Source organism: Streptomyces misionensis (genome assembly GCF_007896895.1).
GTDB classification, from domain to species: Bacteria; Actinomycetota; Actinomycetes; order Streptomycetales; family Streptomycetaceae; genus Streptomyces; species Streptomyces misionensis_A.
Genome location: NZ_VOGW01000031.1, coordinates 1 through 19,919, shown reverse-complemented (window position 1 = coordinate 19,919; position 19,919 = coordinate 1). Strand labels below are relative to the sequence as shown.

Below are 19,919 nucleotides of genomic sequence, written 5' to 3'. Positions count from 1 at the left end.
CCGCCGCACGGCACGCGGTCAGGGCCAGGTCAGAGCCTTCTCAGGCCCTTGCCGGCGTCACCGTCCGGCGCTGTCCACGACGGCCGACCACTCGTCCAGGAGGGCCTGCGCGGAGGCGTCGTCGGGTCCCTCCGCCCACAGATGGGTGACGGCCTCGGCCGGGTCGGGCAGCACCATCACCCAGCGCCCGTCGGTCTCCACGACCCGCACCCCGTCGGTGGTGTCCACGGAACGGTCCCCGGCCGCCTCGACCACCCGGCGCATCACCAGTCCCTTCACGGCCCACGGCGTGGCCAGGTCCCGCTTGAGGACGTGCGCCCGCGGGATCCGGGCGTCGATCTGGCTCAGGGTGAGCTGGGTGCGCGCCACGAGCCCGATCAGCCGGACGAAGGCCGCCGTGCCGTCGAACACGCTGCCGAACTCGGGGACGATGAACCCGCCCTTGCCGTCACCGCCGAAGATGGTGCCCTCCGCGCCGCCGACGCGCGTGAGGTCGTCCGGCGACGTGGTCGTCCACTCGACCTGGGTGCCGTGGTACGCGGCCACCTGCTCGGCGATCCGGGTCGTGGTGACGGGCAGCGCCACCCGGCCGCTGCGCCGCTCCGCGGCGACCAGGTCCAGCATCACCAGCAGCGCCCGGTCGTCCTCGATGATCCGGCCCTTCTCGTCCACGAGCGACAGTCGCTCGCCGACGGGGTCGAAGCGCACGCCGAACGCGGCACCCGAGGAGGCGACTATCTCCCCGAGGCGTACCAGGCCGCTGCGCCGCATCTCGGCGGTCTCGGTGGGCCGGGACTCGTCGAGACCCGGGTTGATGGTCAGGGAGTCCACCCCGAGCTTGCCCAGCAGGCTGGGCAGCACCAGGCCCGCGCTGCCGTTGGAGGCGTCCACGACGACCTTCAGCCCGGACTCGGCGATCCCGGTGGTGTCGACGTTGCGCAGCAGGGAGCCGGTGTACGAGTCGAAGACGCTGGACGGGAAGTACAGGTCGCCGATCTCGCCCGGGAACGCCCGCCGGTACTCCTGGCGCGCGAACACCCGGTCCAGCTTCCGCTGCCCGGCCTGCGACAGGTCGGCGCCCTGCCCGTCGAAGAACATGATGTCGACGGAGTCCGGGACACCGGGCGTGGTACGGATCATGATGCCGCCGGCGCTGCCCCGCGCGGTCTGCTGCCGGGCCACCGGCAGCGGCACGTTCTCGAGGTCGCGTACGTCGATCGCGCTGGCCTGGAGCGCGGAGATGACCGCCCGCTTGAGCGCCCGGGCGCCGCGGGAGTGGTCGCGGGCGGTGGTGACCGTGGAGCCCTTCTTGAGCGTGGTCGCGTAGGCACCGGCGAGGCGTACGGCCAGCTCGGGCGTGATCTCCACGTTCAGGATGCCGGAGACCCCGCGGGCGCCGAAGAGGTGCGCCTGGCCCCTGGACTCCCAGATCACCGAGGTATTGACGAAGGCGCCGGCCTCGATGGTCTTGAACGGGTAGACGCGGACATTGCCCTGCACGATCGATTCTTCACCGATCAGGCACTCGTCCCCGATGACGGCGCCGTCCTCGATCCGGGCGGCCCGCATGATGTCCGTGTTCTTGCCGACGACACAGCCCCGGAGATTGCTGTGCTGGCCGACGTACACGTTGTCGTGGACGACTGCCCTGTGCAGGAAGGCGCCGCTCTTGACGACGACGTTGGAGCCGACCACGGTGTGCTCGCGGATCTCGGCGCCGGACTCGACCTTCGCGTAGTCGCCGATGTACAGCGGCCCGCGCAGGACGGCGTCGGGGTGCACCTCGGCGCCCTCGGCCACCCACACGCCCGGGGAGATCTCGAAGCCGTCGATGTCGACATCGACCTTGCCTTCGAGCACGTCGGCCTGGGCCTTGACGTAGCTCTCGTGCGTGCCGACGTCCTCCCAGTAGCCCTCGGCCACATAGCCGTAGATCGGCTTGCCCTCCTTCATCAGCTGGGGGAAGACATCGCCGGACCAGTCGACCGGAACATCGGGTTCTACGTAGTCGAAGACCTCGGGCTCCATGACGTAGATGCCCGTGTTGACGGTGTCGGAGAAGACCTGTCCCCAGGTCGGCTTCTCCAGGAAGCGCTCGACCTTGCCCTCCTCGTCGACGATGGTGATGCCGAATTCGAGGGGGTTGGGCACCCGGGTCAGGCAGACCGTGACGAGCGCGCCCTTCTCCTTGTGGAAATTGATCAGCTCAGTGAGGTCGAAGTCGGTCAGGGCGTCACCGGAGATGACGAGGAAGGCATCGTCCTTCAATGCCTCTTCGGCGTTCTTGACGCTTCCGGCGGTACCGAGTGGCTTCTCCTCATTGGCGTAGGTGAGCTCCATCCCGAGCTCTTCGCCGTCACCGAAGTAGTTCTTGACGAGCGAGGCAAGGAACTGCACGGTGACCACGGTCTCGGTGAGCCCGTGCCTTTTGAGCAGCCGTAGCACGTGCTCCATGATCGGGCGGTTCGCCACGGGCAGGAGCGGCTTGGGCATGCTTGAGGTCATGGGGCGCAGGCGCGTGCCTTCGCCCCCGGCCATCACGACGGCCTTCATGTCGGAAGCGTCCTCCTTGAAGAGACGACGGTCTAGCCGACTTCACCCGTCCAGATTGTCCCGCACTTTTCCACAGCGGGCCATCGAGGCGTTACGTCAGGACAATCGCCGAGCTCAATCGGCCATGGTGTCCGCACGCACCAATCGGCGGACTTGCACCACGTAGAGCACTCCTGCCCACCAATAGAGGGTTGTACCCCATCCGGCGAACGCCCATCCGAAAACAGCGGCCAGTGACGCGATCCAACCACTTCCGTCACTGAGGAGCAGGAGCGGGAAGGCGTACATGAGGTTGAACGTGGCGGCCTTCCCGAGGAAGTTGACCTGCGGCGGCGGGTACCCGTGCCGGCGGAGGATTCCCACCATCACCAGGAGCATCAGTTCCCGCGCCAGCAGCAGCGCGGTCAGCCAGAGCGGGAGGATCTCCCGCCAGGTGAGGCCGACCAGCGTGGACAGTACGTAGAGCCGGTCGGCTGCCGGGTCGAGGAGCCGGCCCAGGCTGCTGATCTGGTTCCAGCGCCGGGCGAGTTTGCCGTCCAGGTAGTCGCTGACTCCGCTGAGCGCCAGCACGAGGAGAGCCCATCCATCGCTCTTGGGCCCGCCGAACTCCGGCCTGAGGATCAACCACAGGAACAGGGGTACGCCGACGAGCCGCGCCATGCTGAGGATGTTGGGGATGGTGAGGACCCGGTCCGTCTGGACACGGGTCTCCTGGACCTCCACCCGGGGGCCTCCTGTGGGAAACGAGCCAACGATGCTCCCTGACTTTACCCCAACGCAAAAAAGCTCCGGCTCTCGGGCTGGTGCCCAAGAGCCGGAGCTTCAAAAGGAGTTCGGCGGCGTCCTACTCTCCCACAGGGTCCCCCCTGCAGTACCATCGGCGCTGTGAGGCTTAGCTTCCGGGTTCGAAATGTAACCGGGCGTTTCCCTCACGCTATAACCACCGAAACACTATGAAACTGACAACCAGCACAATGGTTGTTCGTGGTTTCAGAACCAACACAGTGGACGCGAGCAACTGAGGACAAGCCCTCGGCCTATTAGTACCGGTCACCTCCACCAGTTACCTGGCTTCCAGATCCGGCCTATCAACCCAGTCGTCTACTGGGAGCCTTACCCCATCAAGTGGGTGGGAGTCCTCATCTCGAAGCAGGCTTCCCGCTTAGATGCTTTCAGCGGTTATCCCTCCCGAACGTAGCCAACCAGCCATGCCCTTGGCAGAACAACTGGCACACCAGAGGTTCGTCCGTCCCGGTCCTCTCGTACTAGGGACAGCCCTTCTCAAGACTCCTACGCGCACAGCGGATAGGGACCGAACTGTCTCACGACGTTCTAAACCCAGCTCGCGTACCGCTTTAATGGGCGAACAGCCCAACCCTTGGGACCGACTCCAGCCCCAGGATGCGACGAGCCGACATCGAGGTGCCAAACCATCCCGTCGATATGGACTCTTGGGGAAGATCAGCCTGTTATCCCCGGGGTACCTTTTATCCGTTGAGCGACGGCGCTTCCACAAGCCACCGCCGGATCACTAGTCCCGACTTTCGTCCCTGCTCGACCCGTCGGTCTCACAGTCAAGCTCCCTTGTGCACTTACACTCAACACCTGATTGCCAACCAGGCTGAGGGAACCTTTGGGCGCCTCCGTTACCCTTTAGGAGGCAACCGCCCCAGTTAAACTACCCATCAGACACTGTCCCTGATCCGGATCACGGACCCAGGTTAGACATCCAGCACGACCAGACTGGTATTTCAACGACGACTCCACAACCACTGGCGTGGCCGCTTCAAAGTCTCCCAGCTATCCTACACAAGCCGAACCGAACACCAATATCAAACTGTAGTAAAGGTCCCGGGGTCTTTCCGTCCTGCTGCGCGAAACGAGCATCTTTACTCGTAGTGCAATTTCACCGGGCCTATGGTTGAGACAGTCGAGAAGTCGTTACGCCATTCGTGCAGGTCGGAACTTACCCGACAAGGAATTTCGCTACCTTAGGATGGTTATAGTTACCACCGCCGTTTACTGGCGCTTAAGTTCTCAGCTTCGCCCCACCGAAGTGAAGCTAACCGGTCCCCTTAACGTTCCAGCACCGGGCAGGCGTCAGTCCGTATACATCGCCTTACGGCTTCGCACGGACCTGTGTTTTTAGTAAACAGTCGCTTCTCGCTGGTCTCTGCGGCCACCCCCAGCTCAGACCGTAAAGATCATCACCAGGTGTGGCCCCCCTTCTCCCGAAGTTACGGGGGCATTTTGCCGAGTTCCTTAACCATAGTTCACCCGAACGCCTCGGTATTCTCTACCTGACCACCTGAGTCGGTTTAGGGTACGGGCCGCCATGAAACTCGCTAGAGGCTTTTCTCGACAGCATAGGATCATCCACTTCACCACAATCGGCTCGGCATCAGGTCTCACCCTGCATGAGTGGCGGATTTACCTACCACTCGGGCTACACCCTTACCCCGGGACAACCACCGCCCGGGATGGACTACCTTCCTGCGTCACCCCATCACTCACCTACTAACCGCTTGGTTCAGCGGCTCCACCACTCCCCTTTGCCCGAAGGCTCCAGGGCGGCTTCACGGCCTTAGCATCACGATGCTCGATGTTTGACGCTTCACAGCGGGTACCGGAATATCAACCGGTTATCCATCGACTACGCCTGTCGGCCTCGCCTTAGGTCCCGACTTACCCTGGGCAGATCAGCTTGACCCAGGAACCCTTAGTCAATCGGCGCACACGTTTCTCACGTGTGAATCGCTACTCATGCCTGCATTCTCACTCGTCAACCGTCCACAACTACCTTCCGGTGCTGCTTCACCCGGCAGACGACGCTCCCCTACCCATCACAACAGGCGTTGGCCCTTATGCTGCAATGACACGACTTCGGCGGTACGCTTGAGCCCCGCTACATTGTCGGCGCGGAATCACTAGACCAGTGAGCTATTACGCACTCTTTCAAGGGTGGCTGCTTCTAAGCCAACCTCCTGGTTGTCTGTGCGACTCCACATCCTTTCCCACTTAGCGTACGCTTAGGGGCCTTAGTCGATGCTCTGGGCTGTTTCCCTCTCGACCATGGAGCTTATCCCCCACAGTCTCACTGCCGCGCTCTCACTTACCGGCATTCGGAGTTTGGCTAAGGTCAGTAACCCGGTAGGGCCCATCGCCTATCCAGTGCTCTACCTCCGGCAAGAAACACACGACGCTGCACCTAAATGCATTTCGGGGAGAACCAGCTATCACGGAGTTTGATTGGCCTTTCACCCCTAACCACAGGTCATCCCCCAGGTTTTCAACCCTGGTGGGTTCGGTCCTCCACGAAGTCTTACCTCCGCTTCAACCTGCCCATGGCTAGATCACTCCGCTTCGGGTCTTGAGCGTGCTACTGAGTCGCCCTATTCGGACTCGCTTTCGCTACGGCTTCCCCACCCGGGTTAACCTCGCAACACACCGCAAACTCGCAGGCTCATTCTTCAAAAGGCACGCAGTCACGAGAACAGAGCAAGCTCCATTCCGACGCTCCCACGGCTTGTAGGCACACGGTTTCAGGTACTATTTCACTCCCCTCCCGGGGTACTTTTCACCATTCCCTCACGGTACTATCCGCTATCGGTCACCAGGGAATATTTAGGCTTAGCGGGTGGTCCCGCCAGATTCACACGGGATTTCTCGGGCCCCGTGCTACTTGGGTGTCTCTCAAGCAAGCCGCTGACATTTCGACTACGGGGGTCTTACCCTCTACGCCGGACCTTTCGCATGTCCTTCGTCTACATCAACGGTTTCTGACTCGCCCTACGGCCGGCAGACCGCAGAAGAGAGATCCCACAACCCCGCACACGCAACCCCTGCCGGGTCTCACACGCATACGGTTTGGCCTCATCCGGTTTCGCTCGCCACTACTCCCGGAATCACGGTTGTTTTCTCTTCCTGAGGGTACTGAGATGTTTCACTTCCCCTCGTTCCCTCCACTTGCCCTATGTGTTCAGGCAAGGGTGACAGCCCATGACGACTGCCGGGTTTCCCCATTCGGAAACCCCCGGATCAAAGCCTGGTTGACGACTCCCCGGGGACTATCGCGGCCTCCCACGTCCTTCATCGGTTCCTGGTGCCAAGGCATCCACCGTGCGCCCTTAAAAACTTGGCCACAGATGCTCGCGTCCACTGTGCAGTTCTCAAACAACGACCAGCCACCCATCACCCCGAACCCAAAGGTCCGAGTGCACTGGGGCCGGCGACTGAGGAGAAGTTCATTCCCTCAGACACCCAACAGCGTGCCCGACACGACCAGCCAACCAGATCAGCGTTCCACGCCCCGAAGAGCAGTACTAGCGCCTGGTCCATCCTGGACCGTGCCGAGTAGTCAACGTTCCACCCATGAGCAACCAGCATCAGACATTCGCTGATGTACTGGCCTCTGACCGGGCAAGCCCGGTAAGAAGTGCTCCTTAGAAAGGAGGTGATCCAGCCGCACCTTCCGGTACGGCTACCTTGTTACGACTTCGTCCCAATCGCCAGTCCCACCTTCGACAGCTCCCTCCCACAAGGGGTTGGGCCACCGGCTTCGGGTGTTACCGACTTTCGTGACGTGACGGGCGGTGTGTACAAGGCCCGGGAACGTATTCACCGCAGCAATGCTGATCTGCGATTACTAGCGACTCCGACTTCATGGGGTCGAGTTGCAGACCCCAATCCGAACTGAGACCGGCTTTTTGAGATTCGCTCCACCTCACGGTATCGCAGCTCATTGTACCGGCCATTGTAGCACGTGTGCAGCCCAAGACATAAGGGGCATGATGACTTGACGTCGTCCCCACCTTCCTCCGAGTTGACCCCGGCGGTCTCCCGTGAGTCCCCAGCACCACAAGGGCCTGCTGGCAACACGGGACAAGGGTTGCGCTCGTTGCGGGACTTAACCCAACATCTCACGACACGAGCTGACGACAGCCATGCACCACCTGTACACCGACCACAAGGGGGGCACTATCTCTAATGCTTTCCGGTGTATGTCAAGCCTTGGTAAGGTTCTTCGCGTTGCGTCGAATTAAGCCACATGCTCCGCCGCTTGTGCGGGCCCCCGTCAATTCCTTTGAGTTTTAGCCTTGCGGCCGTACTCCCCAGGCGGGGCACTTAATGCGTTAGCTGCGGCACGGACAACGTGGAATGTTGCCCACACCTAGTGCCCACCGTTTACGGCGTGGACTACCAGGGTATCTAATCCTGTTCGCTCCCCACGCTTTCGCTCCTCAGCGTCAGTATCGGCCCAGAGATCCGCCTTCGCCACCGGTGTTCCTCCTGATATCTGCGCATTTCACCGCTACACCAGGAATTCCGATCTCCCCTACCGAACTCTAGCCTGCCCGTATCGACTGCAGACCCGGGGTTAAGCCCCGGGCTTTCACAACCGACGTGACAAGCCGCCTACGAGCTCTTTACGCCCAATAATTCCGGACAACGCTTGCGCCCTACGTATTACCGCGGCTGCTGGCACGTAGTTAGCCGGCGCTTCTTCTGCAGGTACCGTCACTTTCGCTTCTTCCCTGCTGAAAGAGGTTTACAACCCGAAGGCCGTCATCCCTCACGCGGCGTCGCTGCATCAGGCTTTCGCCCATTGTGCAATATTCCCCACTGCTGCCTCCCGTAGGAGTCTGGGCCGTGTCTCAGTCCCAGTGTGGCCGGTCGCCCTCTCAGGCCGGCTACCCGTCGTCGCCTTGGTGAGCCATTACCTCACCAACAAGCTGATAGGCCGCGGGCTCATCCTGCACCGCCGGAGCTTTACACCATCAAGGATGCCCAAGATGGTCATATCCGGTATTAGACCCCGTTTCCAGGGCTTGTCCCAGAGTGCAGGGCAGATTGCCCACGTGTTACTCACCCGTTCGCCACTAATCCACCCCGAAGGGCTTCATCGTTCGACTTGCATGTGTTAAGCACGCCGCCAGCGTTCGTCCTGAGCCAGGATCAAACTCTCCGTGAATGTTTACTCGGCCGAAAAACATTTCAGCCGGTGACACATCACGAGAGCGGAACGATCGGAGGAATAGTCCGATCGTTCACAGCGTCCTCGCTGTGTTTTTTCAAAGGAACCTCGACCATCGGTGATCCGATGGACGGGGTATCAACATATCTGGCGTTGACTTTTGGCACGCTGTTGAGTTCTCAAGGAACGGTCGCTTCCTTTGTACTCACCCTCTCGGGCTTTCCTCCGGCGCTTCCCTTCGGTGTTTCCGACTCTATCAGATCTTTTCTCGATCCGATTTCCTCGGTGCTTTCCAGGTTCCCGCTTCCGCGTTTCCCTTTCCGGCGGTTCCGACTTTATCAGAAGTTCTGAGTCGGTTTTCCCATCCGGTCCGGGGCACCTGCGTCCAGCGCGTGAAGTGCTGGGGTTCCCAACCGGGCGGGGTCGTAAACGTACTGGAGCGGGGCGCCGCGATGCAAATCGAGGCGCCCCGCTCCAGGTCACAGCCGACGGTGCGTCAGACCTCCACGACCACAGGGAGGATCATCGGCCTGCGGCGATAGGTGTCCGAGACCCACTTGCCGAGGGTGCGGCGGATCAGCTGCTGGAGCTGGTGGGGCTCCACGACGCCGTCCTGGGCGGACCGCTCCAGGGCGTCGTTGATCTTCGGGACGACGCCGGCGAAGGCCGAGTCCTCGATGCCCGAACCGCGAGCCTGGATGTGCGGACCACCCGTGATCTTGCCGGTGGAGGAGTCCACCACCACGAAGACCGAGATGATGCCCTCGTCGCCGAGGATCTTGCGGTCCTTGAGCGCCGGCTCTCCGACGTCGCCGACGGAGAGGCCGTCGACGTAGACGTACCCCGCCTGCACCTTGCCGGAGATCTTGGCCTTGCCCTCGACCATGTCGACCACCACGCCGTCCTCGGCGATGACGATCCGGTCGTGCGGAACGCCCGTGAGCGCTCCCAGCTCGGCGTTGGCGCGCAGATGACGCCACTCGCCGTGCACCGGCATCAGGTTCCTGGGGCGGCAGATGTTGTAGAAGTACAGCAGCTCGCCCGCGGAGGCGTGGCCGGAAACGTGCACCTTGGCATTGCCCTTGTGGACGACGTGGGCGCCCCAGCGGGTCAGGCCGTTGATCACGCGGTAGACCGCGTTCTCGTTCCCGGGGATCAGCGACGAGGCCAGGATGACCGTGTCGCCGTCGACGATGCGGATCTGGTGGTCGCGGTTGGCCATCCGGGACAGGGCCGCCATCGGCTCGCCCTGGGAGCCCGTGCAGACGAGGACCACCTCGTGGTCGGGCAGATCGTCGAGCGTCTTGACGTCGACCACCAGACCCGGCGGGACCTTCAGGTAGCCGAGGTCGCGGGCGATGCCCATGTTGCGGACCATGGAGCGGCCGACGAACGCGACCCTGCGGCCGTACTCGTGCGCGGCGTCCAGGATCTGCTGGATGCGGTGGACGTGGCTGGCGAAGCTCGCCACGATGATCCGCTTGCGGGCGCCGGCGAACACCTGGCGCAGCACGCTCGAGATGTCGCGCTCGTGCGGCGTGAAGCCGGGGACCTCGGCGTTCGTGGAGTCGGTCAGCAGGAGGTCGATGCCCTCCTCGCTGAGCCGCGCGAACGCGTGCATGTCGGTGAGGCGGTTGTCCAGCGGAAGCTGGTCCATCTTGAAGTCGCCGGTGTGCACCGCCATGCCGGCGGGGGTGCGGATGGCGACGGCCAGGGCGTCCGGGATGGAGTGGTTGACGGCGATGAACTCGCAGTCGAAGGGGCCGATGCGCTCGCGGTTGCCCTCCGCCACCTCCAGCGTGTACGGCCGGATGCGGTGCTCCTGGAGCTTGGCCTCGATCAGGGCGAGGGTCAGCTTGGAGCCGATCAGCGGGATGTCCGGCTTCTCGCGGAGCAGGAAGGGGACACCGCCGATGTGGTCCTCGTGGCCATGGGTGAGGACGATGCCCTCGATGTCGTCGAGGCGGTCCCGGATGGACGAGAAGTCCGGCAGGATCAGGTCGATTCCGGGCTGCTCCTCCTCGGGGAAGAGCACTCCGCAGTCGACGATCAGCAGGCGGCCGCCGTACTCGAAGACCGTCATGTTCCGGCCGATCTCGCCGAGACCGCCGAGCGGGGTGACCCGCAGGCCACCTTCGGGGAGCGGCGGGGGCGGGCCGAGTTCAGGGTGCGGATGACTCAAAAGACTCTCCTCAAACCATGCGCGCCACGTACCGGTACGGCACGTGGCGCGCATGACGTTCGTGCGAAGCAGTTGTCGTTGTGGAATACGGGCACCGGTGGCCCGCGTATGCGGTTGTCTGTTCGGTTGTCTCTTCGGTTGTGAAGCCAGGAGGCTTCTGGACCGCCTGGGTCCGGGTCGTGCGAAGTCTGTTGCTAGAGCTGTACCCCGCCGGCGGCAAGATCGATCTTGAGCTGCGCGATCTCCTCGGGCGAGCACTCGACCATGGGCGAGCGCAGAGGGCCGCCGGGCAGTCCGAGCAGGGCGAGCGCGGCCTTGGTGGTCATGACGCCCTGGGTGCGGAACATGCCGGTGTAGACCGGGAGCAGCTTCTGGTGGATCTCGGTGGCCTTGACGACGTCGCCGGAGGTGTACGCCTCGACCAGTGCACGCAGATCGGGGGTGACCAAGTGGCCGACGACCGAGACGAAGCCGACCGCGCCCACGGAGAGCAGCGGCAGGTTCAGCATGTCGTCGCCGGAGTACCAGGCGAGTCCGGACTGGGCGATGGCCCAGCTGGCGCGGCCGAGGTCGCCCTTGGCGTCCTTGTTGGCGACGATCCGCGGGTGCTCGGCGAGCCGGACGAGGGTCTCGGTGTTGATCGGGACGCCGCTGCGGCCGGGGATGTCGTAGAGCATGTTCGGCAGCCCGGTGGCGTCGGCGACGGCCGTGAAGTGCCGGTACAGGCCCTCCTGCGGGGGCTTGTTGTAGTACGGCGTGACGACCAGGAGGCCGTGGGCGCCGATGCGCTCGGCCTCGCGGGCCAGCTCGACGCTGTGGTGGGTGTCGTTGGTGCCGACACCCGCCACCACGTGGGCGCGGTCGCCGACCGCCTCCAGTACGGCTCGTACGAGGTCCGCTTTCTCCGCGTCGCTGGTGGTGGGGGACTCGCCGGTGGTGCCGTTGACGATCAGGCCGTCGTTGCCTGCGTCCACCAGGTGGGCGGCGAGCCGCTGCGCGCCGTCGAGGTCGAGTGCGCCGTCCGCCGTGAAGGGCGTGACCATGGCGGTGAGGACCCGCCCGAAGGGGGTCTGCGGAGTCGAGGTCGGAGCCATGGGTAACACGCTACTCGGTGCGCCATGCGCGGTCTGCCCTTGGGGTGCCGGGTAAGTCAGGACAAATATGGAACCCGGCACTGCCTGCTCGGGGGTTCAAGCAGTGCCGGGTCCGTTTGATCAGGCTAGATGAACTTCTCCAAATGCCGCAATACGGACACTTCAGGAGGCTGACCCGTACATCCGTTCCGCGCGCCGGAACGGGACCGGGTCAGGGGGCCACGCGGCCGTTCGCGTTGTAGGCGGCGTACGTCAGCGGCATGAGCTTCGCCCACTCCGCCTCCATCTTCTCGCCCACCATCTCGATCTCCCGCTGCGGGAAGGACGGCACCTTGGCCAGCTCGTGCTGGGTGCGCAGGCCGAGGAAGTGCATCAGGGAGCGCGCGTTGCAGGTGGCGTACATCGAGGAGAACAGGCCGACGGGGAGCACCGCGCGGGCGACCTCGCGGGCGACGCCCTCGTCGAGCAGCTTCTGGTAGGACGCGTAGGCCTGCCGGTACGACTCCTCCAGGGTGCCGCTCACCGTGGCGTGCTGCTCCGGGGTGCCCTCCACGAAGACGTACTTGCCGGGGCGACCCTGCTGCACGAGCTTGCGGGCGGTGTCCGGGACGTAGAAGACGGGCTGGAGCTCCCGGTAGCGGCCGGACTCCTCGTTGTACGACCAGCCGACCCGGTGCCGCATGAACTCGCGGAAGACGAAGATCGGGGCGCTGATGAAGAAGGTCATCGAGTTGTGCTCGAACGGGCTGCCGTGCCGGTCGCGCATCAGGTAGTTGATCAGGCCCTTGGAGCGCTCGGGGTCCTTCTTCAGCTCGTCCAGGGACTGCTCGCCCGCGGTGGAGACTCGGGCGGCGAAGAGGACGTCGGCGTCCGAAGCGCTGGACTTCACCAGCTCGACGGTGACATCGCTGCGGAACGTGAGCGACTCGGGGGTGGTCACGGGGGTTGGGGTCCTTCCCATCACTTCAGTGGTTCGCGCCCACCTTACGGGGCACCCGGCGGGGCCCGTGCGGGACCTCACCCCGAAAAACCCACCGACGATTTTTTCGGACATGGGCACCTTTTGCCGTACTCGATCGTCTGTACCGGTGAGTCCTGCACGTTCGACACGAATTGGGAAAGGAGTGGCACCGCGATGTCCCGTCGGAGCGAGCCCGTCCCCTTCGCCTTCCTCGCCGAAGGCGACACGTTCCGCAGCAATGTGACTCCCCCGCCGCGGCAGCGGGGGTCCTTCGGCGAGATAGCCGGGCGCTGGCTGCTGGGTCTGACCGTCGTGGCCGGACTGGTGGGCTCCCTGCTCCTCGGCATGCCGGCGCTGTCCACTCCGTCGGGTCCGCCGGCACCCCAGTCCCAGGCGTCCCAGGGCCACCCCTGACCCTTACGGCGGCTCCAGGCTGGTGAGCGGAGGTCGGGCCGGATAGCCTCACCGGGCACAGCCCCCGTGAGGACCGAGTGAGGACCAGCCGTGCCCCTGCCCTTCCTGACGGCCGACCGCACCTTCGAGTCGGCCTCCGAGAGCGCGCTGCCGTACGACGACCGGGACCGCTGGCGGCGTCCCTACCGGCCCGGCCCCTGGCGGGTGGGGGTGGCCGCGCTGGTGCTGATGGTCGCCTCGTTCGTGCTGTTCGCGGCCGTGCTGATCGCGCTGACCGGCTCGGCGTCCTCCGCCGGAGTGGTCCTCGGCCTGGGTCTGCTGGTGATCGCGGGTGCGCTGCGGCTGCTGCGCATGGGCGTGTGGGTGAGCTCGCGCGGACTGCGTCAGGTGGGCTTCCTGAGGACGCGTACGGTGCCGTGGGCACGGGTGGTGGCCGTGCGGACGGTGCAGCAGCCGGTGCGGTGGCTGGGGCTGCCGAGGACGGTGCAGGGCCAGGCGCTGACGCTGTCGCGCAAGGACCGTCCGGCCGCCGGGACCCCGGCGCTGCTGACCACGCACAACCTGGACTTCGTGGGGCGTCCGGCGGCCTTCGAGCGGGCGGCGGACGTAGTGGAGGCGTGGGCGGCGGAGGCGGGCCGGGGCCACTGAGTCCCGGGGCGTGACCGCCGGCCCGGGCGCCGGGGCGCTCCCCCGGCCCGGCGGAATGCGGCGGTGCGGCCGGCCCGCCGGTCATCTCCGGCCGGGCCGCGGCTGTCGCGCGTCAGGCGTCCGTGGGGGTGCGGCCCGCGTGCAGGGTGATCGCCCGTTGCATGGCCTTGCGGGCGCGGGGGGTGTCGCGGGCGTCGTGGTAGGCCACGGCCAGGCGGAACCAGCAGCGCCAGTCGTCCGGGGAGGACTCCGTCTCGGCCTTGCGCCTGGCGAAGACCTCGTCGGCCGAGTCCCGGTCGATCCGGCCGCCGGGGGTGCGCCGCAGCTCGTCCACGGGCAGGCCGCCCTCCGCGTCGAGTTCGGCGGCGAGCTGGTTGGCCCGGCGGACGAACTGGGTGTTCTTCCACAGGAACCACAGGCCGATGACCGGCAGGACCAGCACCGCGACCCCGAAGGTCACGGTGAGGACCGTACCGGTCTCGATGAGCAGCACACCGCGGCTGCCGACCAGGACGAAGTAGAAGACCAGGACGGCGGCCGTGATGAGGTAGTTGATCTTCGCGCGCATCGCAGGGACCGTCTCAGCTCAGGTCGAGGAAGTGCTCCAGGCCGAAGGTCAGGCCCGGAGTGGTCACCACGCGGCGGGCGCCGAGCAGGATGCCCGGCATGAAGCTGCTGTGGTGCAGGGAGTCGTGGCGGATGGTGAGGGTCTCGCCCTCGGCGCCGAGCAGCACCTCCTGGTGGGCCAGGAGGCCGCGCAGCCGTACGGCGTGCACGGGGACGCCGTCCACGCTCGCGCCCCGGGCGCCGTCCAGCGCGGTGACCGTGGCGTCCGGCGCCGGGGCCGTGCCGGCCGCCCGGCGGGCCTCGGCGATGAGCTGGGCGGTGCGGGTGGCCGTGCCGGACGGCGCGTCCACCTTGTTGGGGTGGTGCAGCTCGACCACCTCGACCGACTCGAAGTACGGCGCCGCGAGCTGTGCGAACTTCATGGTCAGCACGGCCCCGATGGAGAAGTTCGGGGCGATGAGCACGCCGGTCTGCGGGGACTGGCCGAGCCAGCCCGTCAGCTGCGCGAGGCGGTCCTCGGTCCAGCCGGTCGTGCCGACGACGGCGTGGATGCCGTGGCGCACGCAGAAGTCGAGGTTGCCCATGACCGAGGCGGGGGTGGTCAGTTCGACGGCGACCTGGGCACCGGTCTCCGCCAGCGTCTCCAGCTTGTCGCCCCGGCCGAGGGCGGCGACCAGCTCCATGTCCTCGGCGGCCTCGACCGCCCTGACCGCCTCGGAGCCGATCCGGCCCTTGGCGCCGAGGACCGCCACGCGCAGCTTGCTCATCCTTGCTTCCTCACGATCCTTGCTGACTTGCCGACTTGTCGATTCCGATGGTCAGGCGACGGCGTCGTGCAGTCGCGCGGCCTGTTTGTCCTTCAGCGGGCCGATGACCGACAGCGACGGACGCCTGCCCAGGATGTCGCGGGCGACCGAGCGGACCTCGTCCGGGGTGACCGCGGCTATCTTCGCCAGCATGTCGTCCACCGACATCTGCTCGCCCCAGCACAGCTCGCTCTTGCCGATACGGTTCATCAGCGCGCCGGTGTCCTCCAGGCCGAGAACGGTGGAGCCCCGCAGCTGGCCGATGGCGCGGGCGATCTCGTCGTCGGTCAGCCCGTTGGCGGCGACGTGGTCGAGTTCGTCGCGGCAGATCCGCAGCACGTCGTGCACCTGGCTGGGCCGGCAGCCGGCGTAGACGCCGAACAGGCCGCAGTCGGCGAAGCCGGACGTGTACGAGTACACGCTGTAGGCGAGGCCGCGCTTCTCCCGGACCTCCTGGAAGAGCCGGGAGGACATCCCGCCGCCCAGGGCGGTGTTGAGGACGCCCATGGCCCAGCGGCGCTCGTCGGTGCGGGCGAGGCCGGGCATGCCGAGCACGACGTGCGCCTGCTCGGTCTTGCGGCCGAGCAGTTCGACCTTGCCGAAGGTCCGGATCGTACGGCTGCCGCCGCGCGGGGCGATGGGCTGCGCCTCCGGGTTCTTCAGCGCGCCCGCCTTCTCGAAGGCCGCGCGGACCTGCCGTACGACCTTGTTGTGGTCGACGTTGCCGGCGCAGGCGACCACCAGGTGGGTGGGGTCGTAGTGCTTGCGGTAGAAGCGGCGGATGCGGTCGGCGGTGAGGGCGTTGACGGTGTCGACGGTGCCGAGGACGGGGCGGCCCAGGGCGTTGTCGCCGAACATGGTGTGCGCGAACAGGTCGTGCACACAGTCGCCGGGGTCGTCCTCGGTCATCGCGATCTCTTCGAGGATGGCGCCGCGTTCGACGTCGACGTCCTCCTCGACGATGAGCGAGCCGGTCAGCATGTCGCAGACGACGTCGATGGCCAGCGGCAGGTCGGTGTCGAGCACCCGTGCGTAGTAGCACGTGTACTCCTTGGCCGTGAACGCGTTCATCTCGCCGCCGACGGCGTCGATGGCGGCGGAGATGTCCAGCGCGGAGCGGCGCTCGGTGCCCTTGAAGAGCAGGTGCTCCAGGTAGTGCGTCGCGCCGTTCAGGGCGGGGGTCTCGTCACGGGAGCCGACGTGCGCCCAGATGCCGAAGGTGGCCGAGCGCACCGACGGCAGGGTTTCGGTGACGACGCGCAGGCCCCCGGGGAGGGTGGTCTTGCGGACGGTGCCGATGCCGCCGGTGCCCTTGATCAGGGTTTGGGTACGGGCGACGGCCCGCGCCTCCGAGGAGGAGCGGGCCGTCACCTTCGAGCCACGGGACGTCACTGCTCGGCGTCGTCCTTCGCCTCGTCGCCGTCCTCGCCCTCGATCACCGGGACGAGGGACAGCTTGCCGCGGGAGTCGATCTCGGCGATCTCGACCTGGACCTTCTGGCCCACGCCGAGGACGTCCTCGACGTTCTCCACGCGCTTGCCGCCGGCGAGCTTGCGGATCTGCGAGATGTGCAGCAGACCGTCCTTGCCGGGCAGCAGGGAGACGAACGCACCGAAGGTGGTCGTCTTGACGACCGTACCGAGGTAGCGCTCCCCGACCTCGGGCATCGTCGGGTTGGCGATGCCGTTGATCGTGGCGCGGGCGGCCTCGGCGGAGGGGCCGTCGGCGGCACCGATGTAGATCGTGCCATCGTCCTCGATGGTGATCTCGGCGCCCGTGTCCTCCTGGATCTGGTTGATCATCTTGCCCTTGGGGCCGATGACCTCACCGATCTTGTCGACCGGGATCTTGACGGTGATGATCCGCGGGGCGTGCGGGCTCATCTCGTCGGGCCGGTCGATGGCCTCCATCATCACGTCGAGGATGTGCAGGCGGGCGTCGCGGGCCTGCTTGAGGGCCGCGGCCAGGACGGAGGCCGGGATGCCGTCCAGCTTGGTGTCGAGCTGGAGGGCGGTCACGAAGTCCTTGGTGCCGGCGACCTTGAAGTCCATGTCGCCGAAGGCGTCCTCCGCACCGAGGATGTCGGTGAGGGTGACGTAGTGCGTCTCGCCGTCGATCTCCTGGGAGATCAGACCCATGGCGATACCGGCGACCGGGGCCTTCAGCGGGACACCGGCGTTCAGCAGCGACATGGTGGAGGCGCAGACCGAGCCCATGGACGTCGAGCCGTTGGAGCCGAGGGCCTCGGACACCTGGCGGATCGCGTAGGGGAACTCCTCGCGGGTCGGCAGCACCGGCACGAGGGCGCGCTCGGCGAGGGCGCCGTGGCCGATCTCGCGCCGCTTCGGGGAGCCGACGCGGCCGGTCTCACCGGTGGAGTACGGCGGGAAGTTGTAGTTGTGCATGTAGCGCTTGCGGGTCACCGGGGAGAGGGTGTCCAGCTGCTGCTCCATGCGGAGCATGTTGAGGGTGGTGACGCCCAGGATCTGGGTCTCGCCACGCTCGAACAGCGCGGAGCCGTGCACCCGCGGGATGGCCTCGACCTCGGCGGCCAGGGTGCGGATGTCGGTGACACCGCGGCCGTCGATGCGCTTCTTCTCCTTGATGACGCGCTCACGGACCAGGGTCTTGGTCAGCGAGCGGTACGCGGCGGAGATCTCCTTCTCGCGGCCCTCGAACTCCGGCAGCAGCTTCTCGGCGGCCAGACCCTTGACGCGGTCCAGCTCGGCCTCGCGCTCCTGCTTGCCGGCGATGGTGAGCGCCTGGGCCAGCTCGGGCTTGACCGCGGCGGTCAGCGCCTCCAGGACGTCGTCCTGGTAGTCCAGGAAGATCGGGAACTCGCCGGTCGGCTTGGCGGCCTTGGCGGCGAGGTCGGACTGGGCGCGGCACAGGACCTTGATGAACGGCTTCGCGGCCTCCAGGCCGGCGGCGACGACCTCCTCGGTCGGCGCCTCGACGCCACCCTCGACCAGCGTGATGGTCTTCTCGGTGGCCTCGGCCTCGACCATCATGATCGCGACGTCGCCGTCCTCCAGGACGCGGCCCGCGACGACCATGTCGAAGACGGCGTCCTCGAGCTCGGTGTGCGTCGGGAAGGCCACCCACTGACCGCGGATCAGCGCGACGCGGACGCCGCCGATCGGGCCGGAGAAGGGCAGACCGGCCAGCTGGGTGGACGCGGACGCGGCGTTGATCGCGACGACGTCGTACAGGTGGTCGGGGTTGAGCGCCATGACGGTGCAGACGACCTGGATCTCGTTGCGCAGGCCCTTCTTGAAGGACGGGCGCAGCGGACGGTCGATCAGGCGGCAGGTGAGGATCGCGTCCTCGCTCGGCCGGCCCTCACGGCGGAAGAAGCTGCCGGGGATCTTGCCGGCGGCGTACATCCGCTCCTCGACGTCCACCGTGAGGGGGAAGAAGTCGAGCTGGTCCTTGGGGTTCTTGGAGGCGGTGGTGGCCGACAGCACCATGGTGTCGTCGTCCAGGTACGCCACGGCGGAGCCGGCGGCCTGCTTGGCCAGGCGGCCCGTCTCGAAACGGATGGTGCGGGTACCGAAGGCGCCATTGTCGATGACGGCCTCGGCGTAGTGGGTCTCGTTCTCCACTAGCGTTTTCTCCTCGTCTTCGTCCCGGGACTGCCCGTGTGGCAGGGGGACGGTGGTGGAGAAGCGCGCCTGCGGTGCGGGCCGGTCTTCGATCGAAGCACCCGGGGCTCGCTTCCCCCCGGGGGCCACTACCGAGGACCGGCGGCGGCGTGGTGCGCTTCTCCTCGTTCTGTGTCGTGCGTTATGCGTTGTGCTACCACACTACAAAGCGTGAGTGACACCGCGCACGTTTCCGCACGTACAGCAAAGGGAGCGGCTCCCGAGTCCTGCCGGGAACCGCTCCCCTCACGGCGTCCTTACTTGGCGCCCGCCGCACCGCGGCGGATGCCGAGGCGGTCCACCAGCGCACGGAAGCGCTGGATGTCCTTCTTCGCCAGGTACTGCAGCAGGCGACGGCGCTGACCGACCAGGATCAGCAGGCCACGACGGCTGTGGTGGTCGTGCTTGTGGGTCTTGAGGTGCTCGGTCAGGTCGGAGATCCGACGCGACAGCAGAGCGACCTGGACCTCGGGGGAGCCGGTGTCACCCTCCTTGGTACCGAACTCGGCGATGATCTGCTTCTTCGTAGCGGCGTCGAGCGACACGCGTACTCCTCATAGTCTGTTGAGAGCCACCGAGTGCCCCCGGTCTACATCTCGGGAGAGCTTCCGTTACTCGGGAGGCGGGGATCCGCTGCGCGCGGCCTCCAGGGCACAGGGCTCCGGAAGGTGCGTACACGAACGGCCGTCACTCAGGGTACCAGGCGGCGGCAGGCCTCTTTCCCCCGGTCGCCGAGCGTCTCCGCGGGCCGGCCCACGGCCACTAGGGTGAGCGCCGGGACCGTACGTAAACGTCGGGAAGGGGTCGCCGCACCATGGCGGAGACGGAAGCGGAGATCAAGGCACGCAAGGAGCGCGAGCGCGACGAGCTGTACGCGCTCGACATCTCGGACGTCGAGTGGCACTGCGCCCCGGGCACCGAGGAGCACGAGGAGCGCGTGGAGATCGCGTACCTCCCCGAAGGGGCCGTCGCGATGCGTTCCTCCCTCGACCCGGACACGGTGCTCCGCTACACGGAGGCGGAGTGGCGGGCGTTCGTGCTGGGGGCGCGGGACGGGGAGTTCGACCTGAAGCCCC

Annotated in this window: 13 protein-coding genes and 3 rRNA genes; 3 read left to right on the top strand and 13 right to left on the bottom strand. The window is 66.1% G+C overall.

Annotated features, from left to right (window positions below):
* Positions 1–57: 57 nt before the first annotated feature.
* The 8 genes from FRZ03_RS05155 to thyX all read right to left on the bottom strand — a co-directional run bounded on the left by FRZ03_RS05155 (position 58) and on the right by thyX (position 12,764).
* Positions 58–2,553, bottom strand: a complete 2,496-nt coding sequence (locus tag FRZ03_RS05155) for a mannose-1-phosphate guanyltransferase (protein ID WP_146463936.1) — start codon at positions 2,551–2,553, stop codon at positions 58–60.
* A gap of 114 nt (positions 2,554–2,667) precedes the next feature.
* Complete coding sequence (locus FRZ03_RS05150; RefSeq protein WP_146463935.1) at positions 2,668–3,276, bottom strand: CDP-alcohol phosphatidyltransferase family protein; 609 nt, start codon at positions 3,274–3,276, stop codon at positions 2,668–2,670.
* A gap of 108 nt (positions 3,277–3,384) precedes the next feature.
* Positions 3,385–3,501: ribosomal RNA gene (gene rrf / locus FRZ03_RS05145) — 5S ribosomal RNA — on the bottom strand.
* A gap of 72 nt (positions 3,502–3,573) precedes the next feature.
* Positions 3,574–6,694, bottom strand: a 23S ribosomal RNA gene (locus FRZ03_RS05140).
* A gap of 305 nt (positions 6,695–6,999) precedes the next feature.
* Positions 7,000–8,524 (bottom strand): 16S ribosomal RNA (locus FRZ03_RS05135).
* The 16S, 23S and 5S rRNA genes sit together here, the layout of an rRNA operon.
* Before the next feature lie 499 nt (positions 8,525–9,023).
* The gene (locus FRZ03_RS05125) at positions 9,024–10,709 is read right to left on the bottom strand and encodes a ribonuclease J (RefSeq protein ID WP_146463934.1); all 1,686 of its coding nucleotides are present in this window, start codon (positions 10,707–10,709) and stop codon (positions 9,024–9,026) included.
* Positions 10,710–10,903: 194 nt separating this feature from the next.
* Entirely contained in the window at positions 10,904–11,803 is a 900-nt protein-coding gene (gene dapA / locus FRZ03_RS05120) for a 4-hydroxy-tetrahydrodipicolinate synthase (protein WP_146463933.1), read from the bottom strand.
* Between the two features lie 211 nt (positions 11,804–12,014).
* Entirely contained in the window at positions 12,015–12,764 is a 750-nt protein-coding gene (gene thyX, locus FRZ03_RS05115; protein WP_146463932.1) for an FAD-dependent thymidylate synthase, read from the bottom strand.
* Between the two features lie 174 nt (positions 12,765–12,938).
* Between thyX and FRZ03_RS05110 the strand changes: the two genes are divergently transcribed.
* Both FRZ03_RS05110 and FRZ03_RS05105 read left to right on the top strand, forming a co-directional pair.
* Complete coding sequence (locus FRZ03_RS05110; protein ID WP_146463931.1) at positions 12,939–13,178, top strand: hypothetical protein; 240 nt, start codon at positions 12,939–12,941, stop codon at positions 13,176–13,178.
* A gap of 90 nt (positions 13,179–13,268) precedes the next feature.
* Positions 13,269–13,826 (top strand): PH domain-containing protein, encoded by a 558-nt coding sequence (locus FRZ03_RS05105; RefSeq protein WP_146463930.1) that lies wholly within the window; start codon positions 13,269–13,271, stop codon positions 13,824–13,826.
* A 112-nt stretch (positions 13,827–13,938) separates the two neighbouring features.
* Here the strand turns inward: FRZ03_RS05105 and FRZ03_RS05100 are convergent, their stop codons facing one another.
* The 5 genes from FRZ03_RS05100 to rpsO form a co-directional block, all read right to left on the bottom strand.
* Positions 13,939–14,394 carry a tetratricopeptide repeat protein gene (locus FRZ03_RS05100; RefSeq protein WP_146463929.1) on the bottom strand — a complete coding sequence of 152 codons (456 nt, stop codon included), beginning with the start codon at positions 14,392–14,394 and terminating at the stop codon, positions 13,939–13,941.
* A 13-nt stretch (positions 14,395–14,407) separates the two neighbouring features.
* Entirely contained in the window at positions 14,408–15,160 is a 753-nt protein-coding gene (gene dapB / locus FRZ03_RS05095; RefSeq protein WP_146463928.1) for a 4-hydroxy-tetrahydrodipicolinate reductase, read from the bottom strand.
* Between the two features lie 51 nt (positions 15,161–15,211).
* The gene (locus FRZ03_RS05090; RefSeq protein ID WP_146463927.1) at positions 15,212–16,591 is read right to left on the bottom strand and encodes a M16 family metallopeptidase; all 1,380 of its coding nucleotides are present in this window, start codon (positions 16,589–16,591) and stop codon (positions 15,212–15,214) included.
* On the bottom strand, positions 16,588–18,804 hold the full coding sequence (locus FRZ03_RS05085; protein WP_146463926.1) for a polyribonucleotide nucleotidyltransferase: 2,217 nt from the start codon (positions 18,802–18,804) through the stop codon (positions 16,588–16,590). Before FRZ03_RS05085 ends, FRZ03_RS05090 begins: the two co-directional genes overlap by 4 nt.
* Positions 18,805–19,100: 296 nt before the next feature.
* Positions 19,101–19,388 carry a 30S ribosomal protein S15 gene (rpsO, locus tag FRZ03_RS05080; protein WP_003997419.1) on the bottom strand — a complete coding sequence of 96 codons (288 nt, stop codon included), beginning with the start codon at positions 19,386–19,388 and terminating at the stop codon, positions 19,101–19,103.
* A 269-nt stretch (positions 19,389–19,657) separates the two neighbouring features.
* On the opposite strand from rpsO, the gene FRZ03_RS05075 reads away from it, so the two are divergent.
* On the top strand, positions 19,658–19,919 hold a 262-nt coding region (locus FRZ03_RS05075), incomplete at its 3' end, for a DUF397 domain-containing protein (RefSeq protein ID WP_146463925.1).

Excerpts from the sequence above, each read along its gene's own strand:
- FRZ03_RS05110 (WP_146463931.1), top strand. The coding sequence starts at position 12,939 with ATGTCCCGTCGGAGCGAGCCCGTCCCCTTCGCCTTCCTCGCCGAAGGC.
- FRZ03_RS05155 (WP_146463936.1), bottom strand. The coding sequence starts at position 2,553 with ATGAAGGCCGTCGTGATGGCCGGGGGCGAAGGCACGCGCCTGCGCCCC.
- dapB (WP_146463928.1), bottom strand. The coding sequence starts at position 15,160 with ATGAGCAAGCTGCGCGTGGCGGTCCTCGGCGCCAAGGGCCGGATCGGC.
- dapA (WP_146463933.1), bottom strand. The coding sequence starts at position 11,803 with ATGGCTCCGACCTCGACTCCGCAGACCCCCTTCGGGCGGGTCCTCACC.
- thyX (WP_146463932.1), bottom strand. The coding sequence starts at position 12,764 with ATGGGAAGGACCCCAACCCCCGTGACCACCCCCGAGTCGCTCACGTTC.
- FRZ03_RS05100 (WP_146463929.1), bottom strand. The coding sequence starts at position 14,394 with ATGCGCGCGAAGATCAACTACCTCATCACGGCCGCCGTCCTGGTCTTC.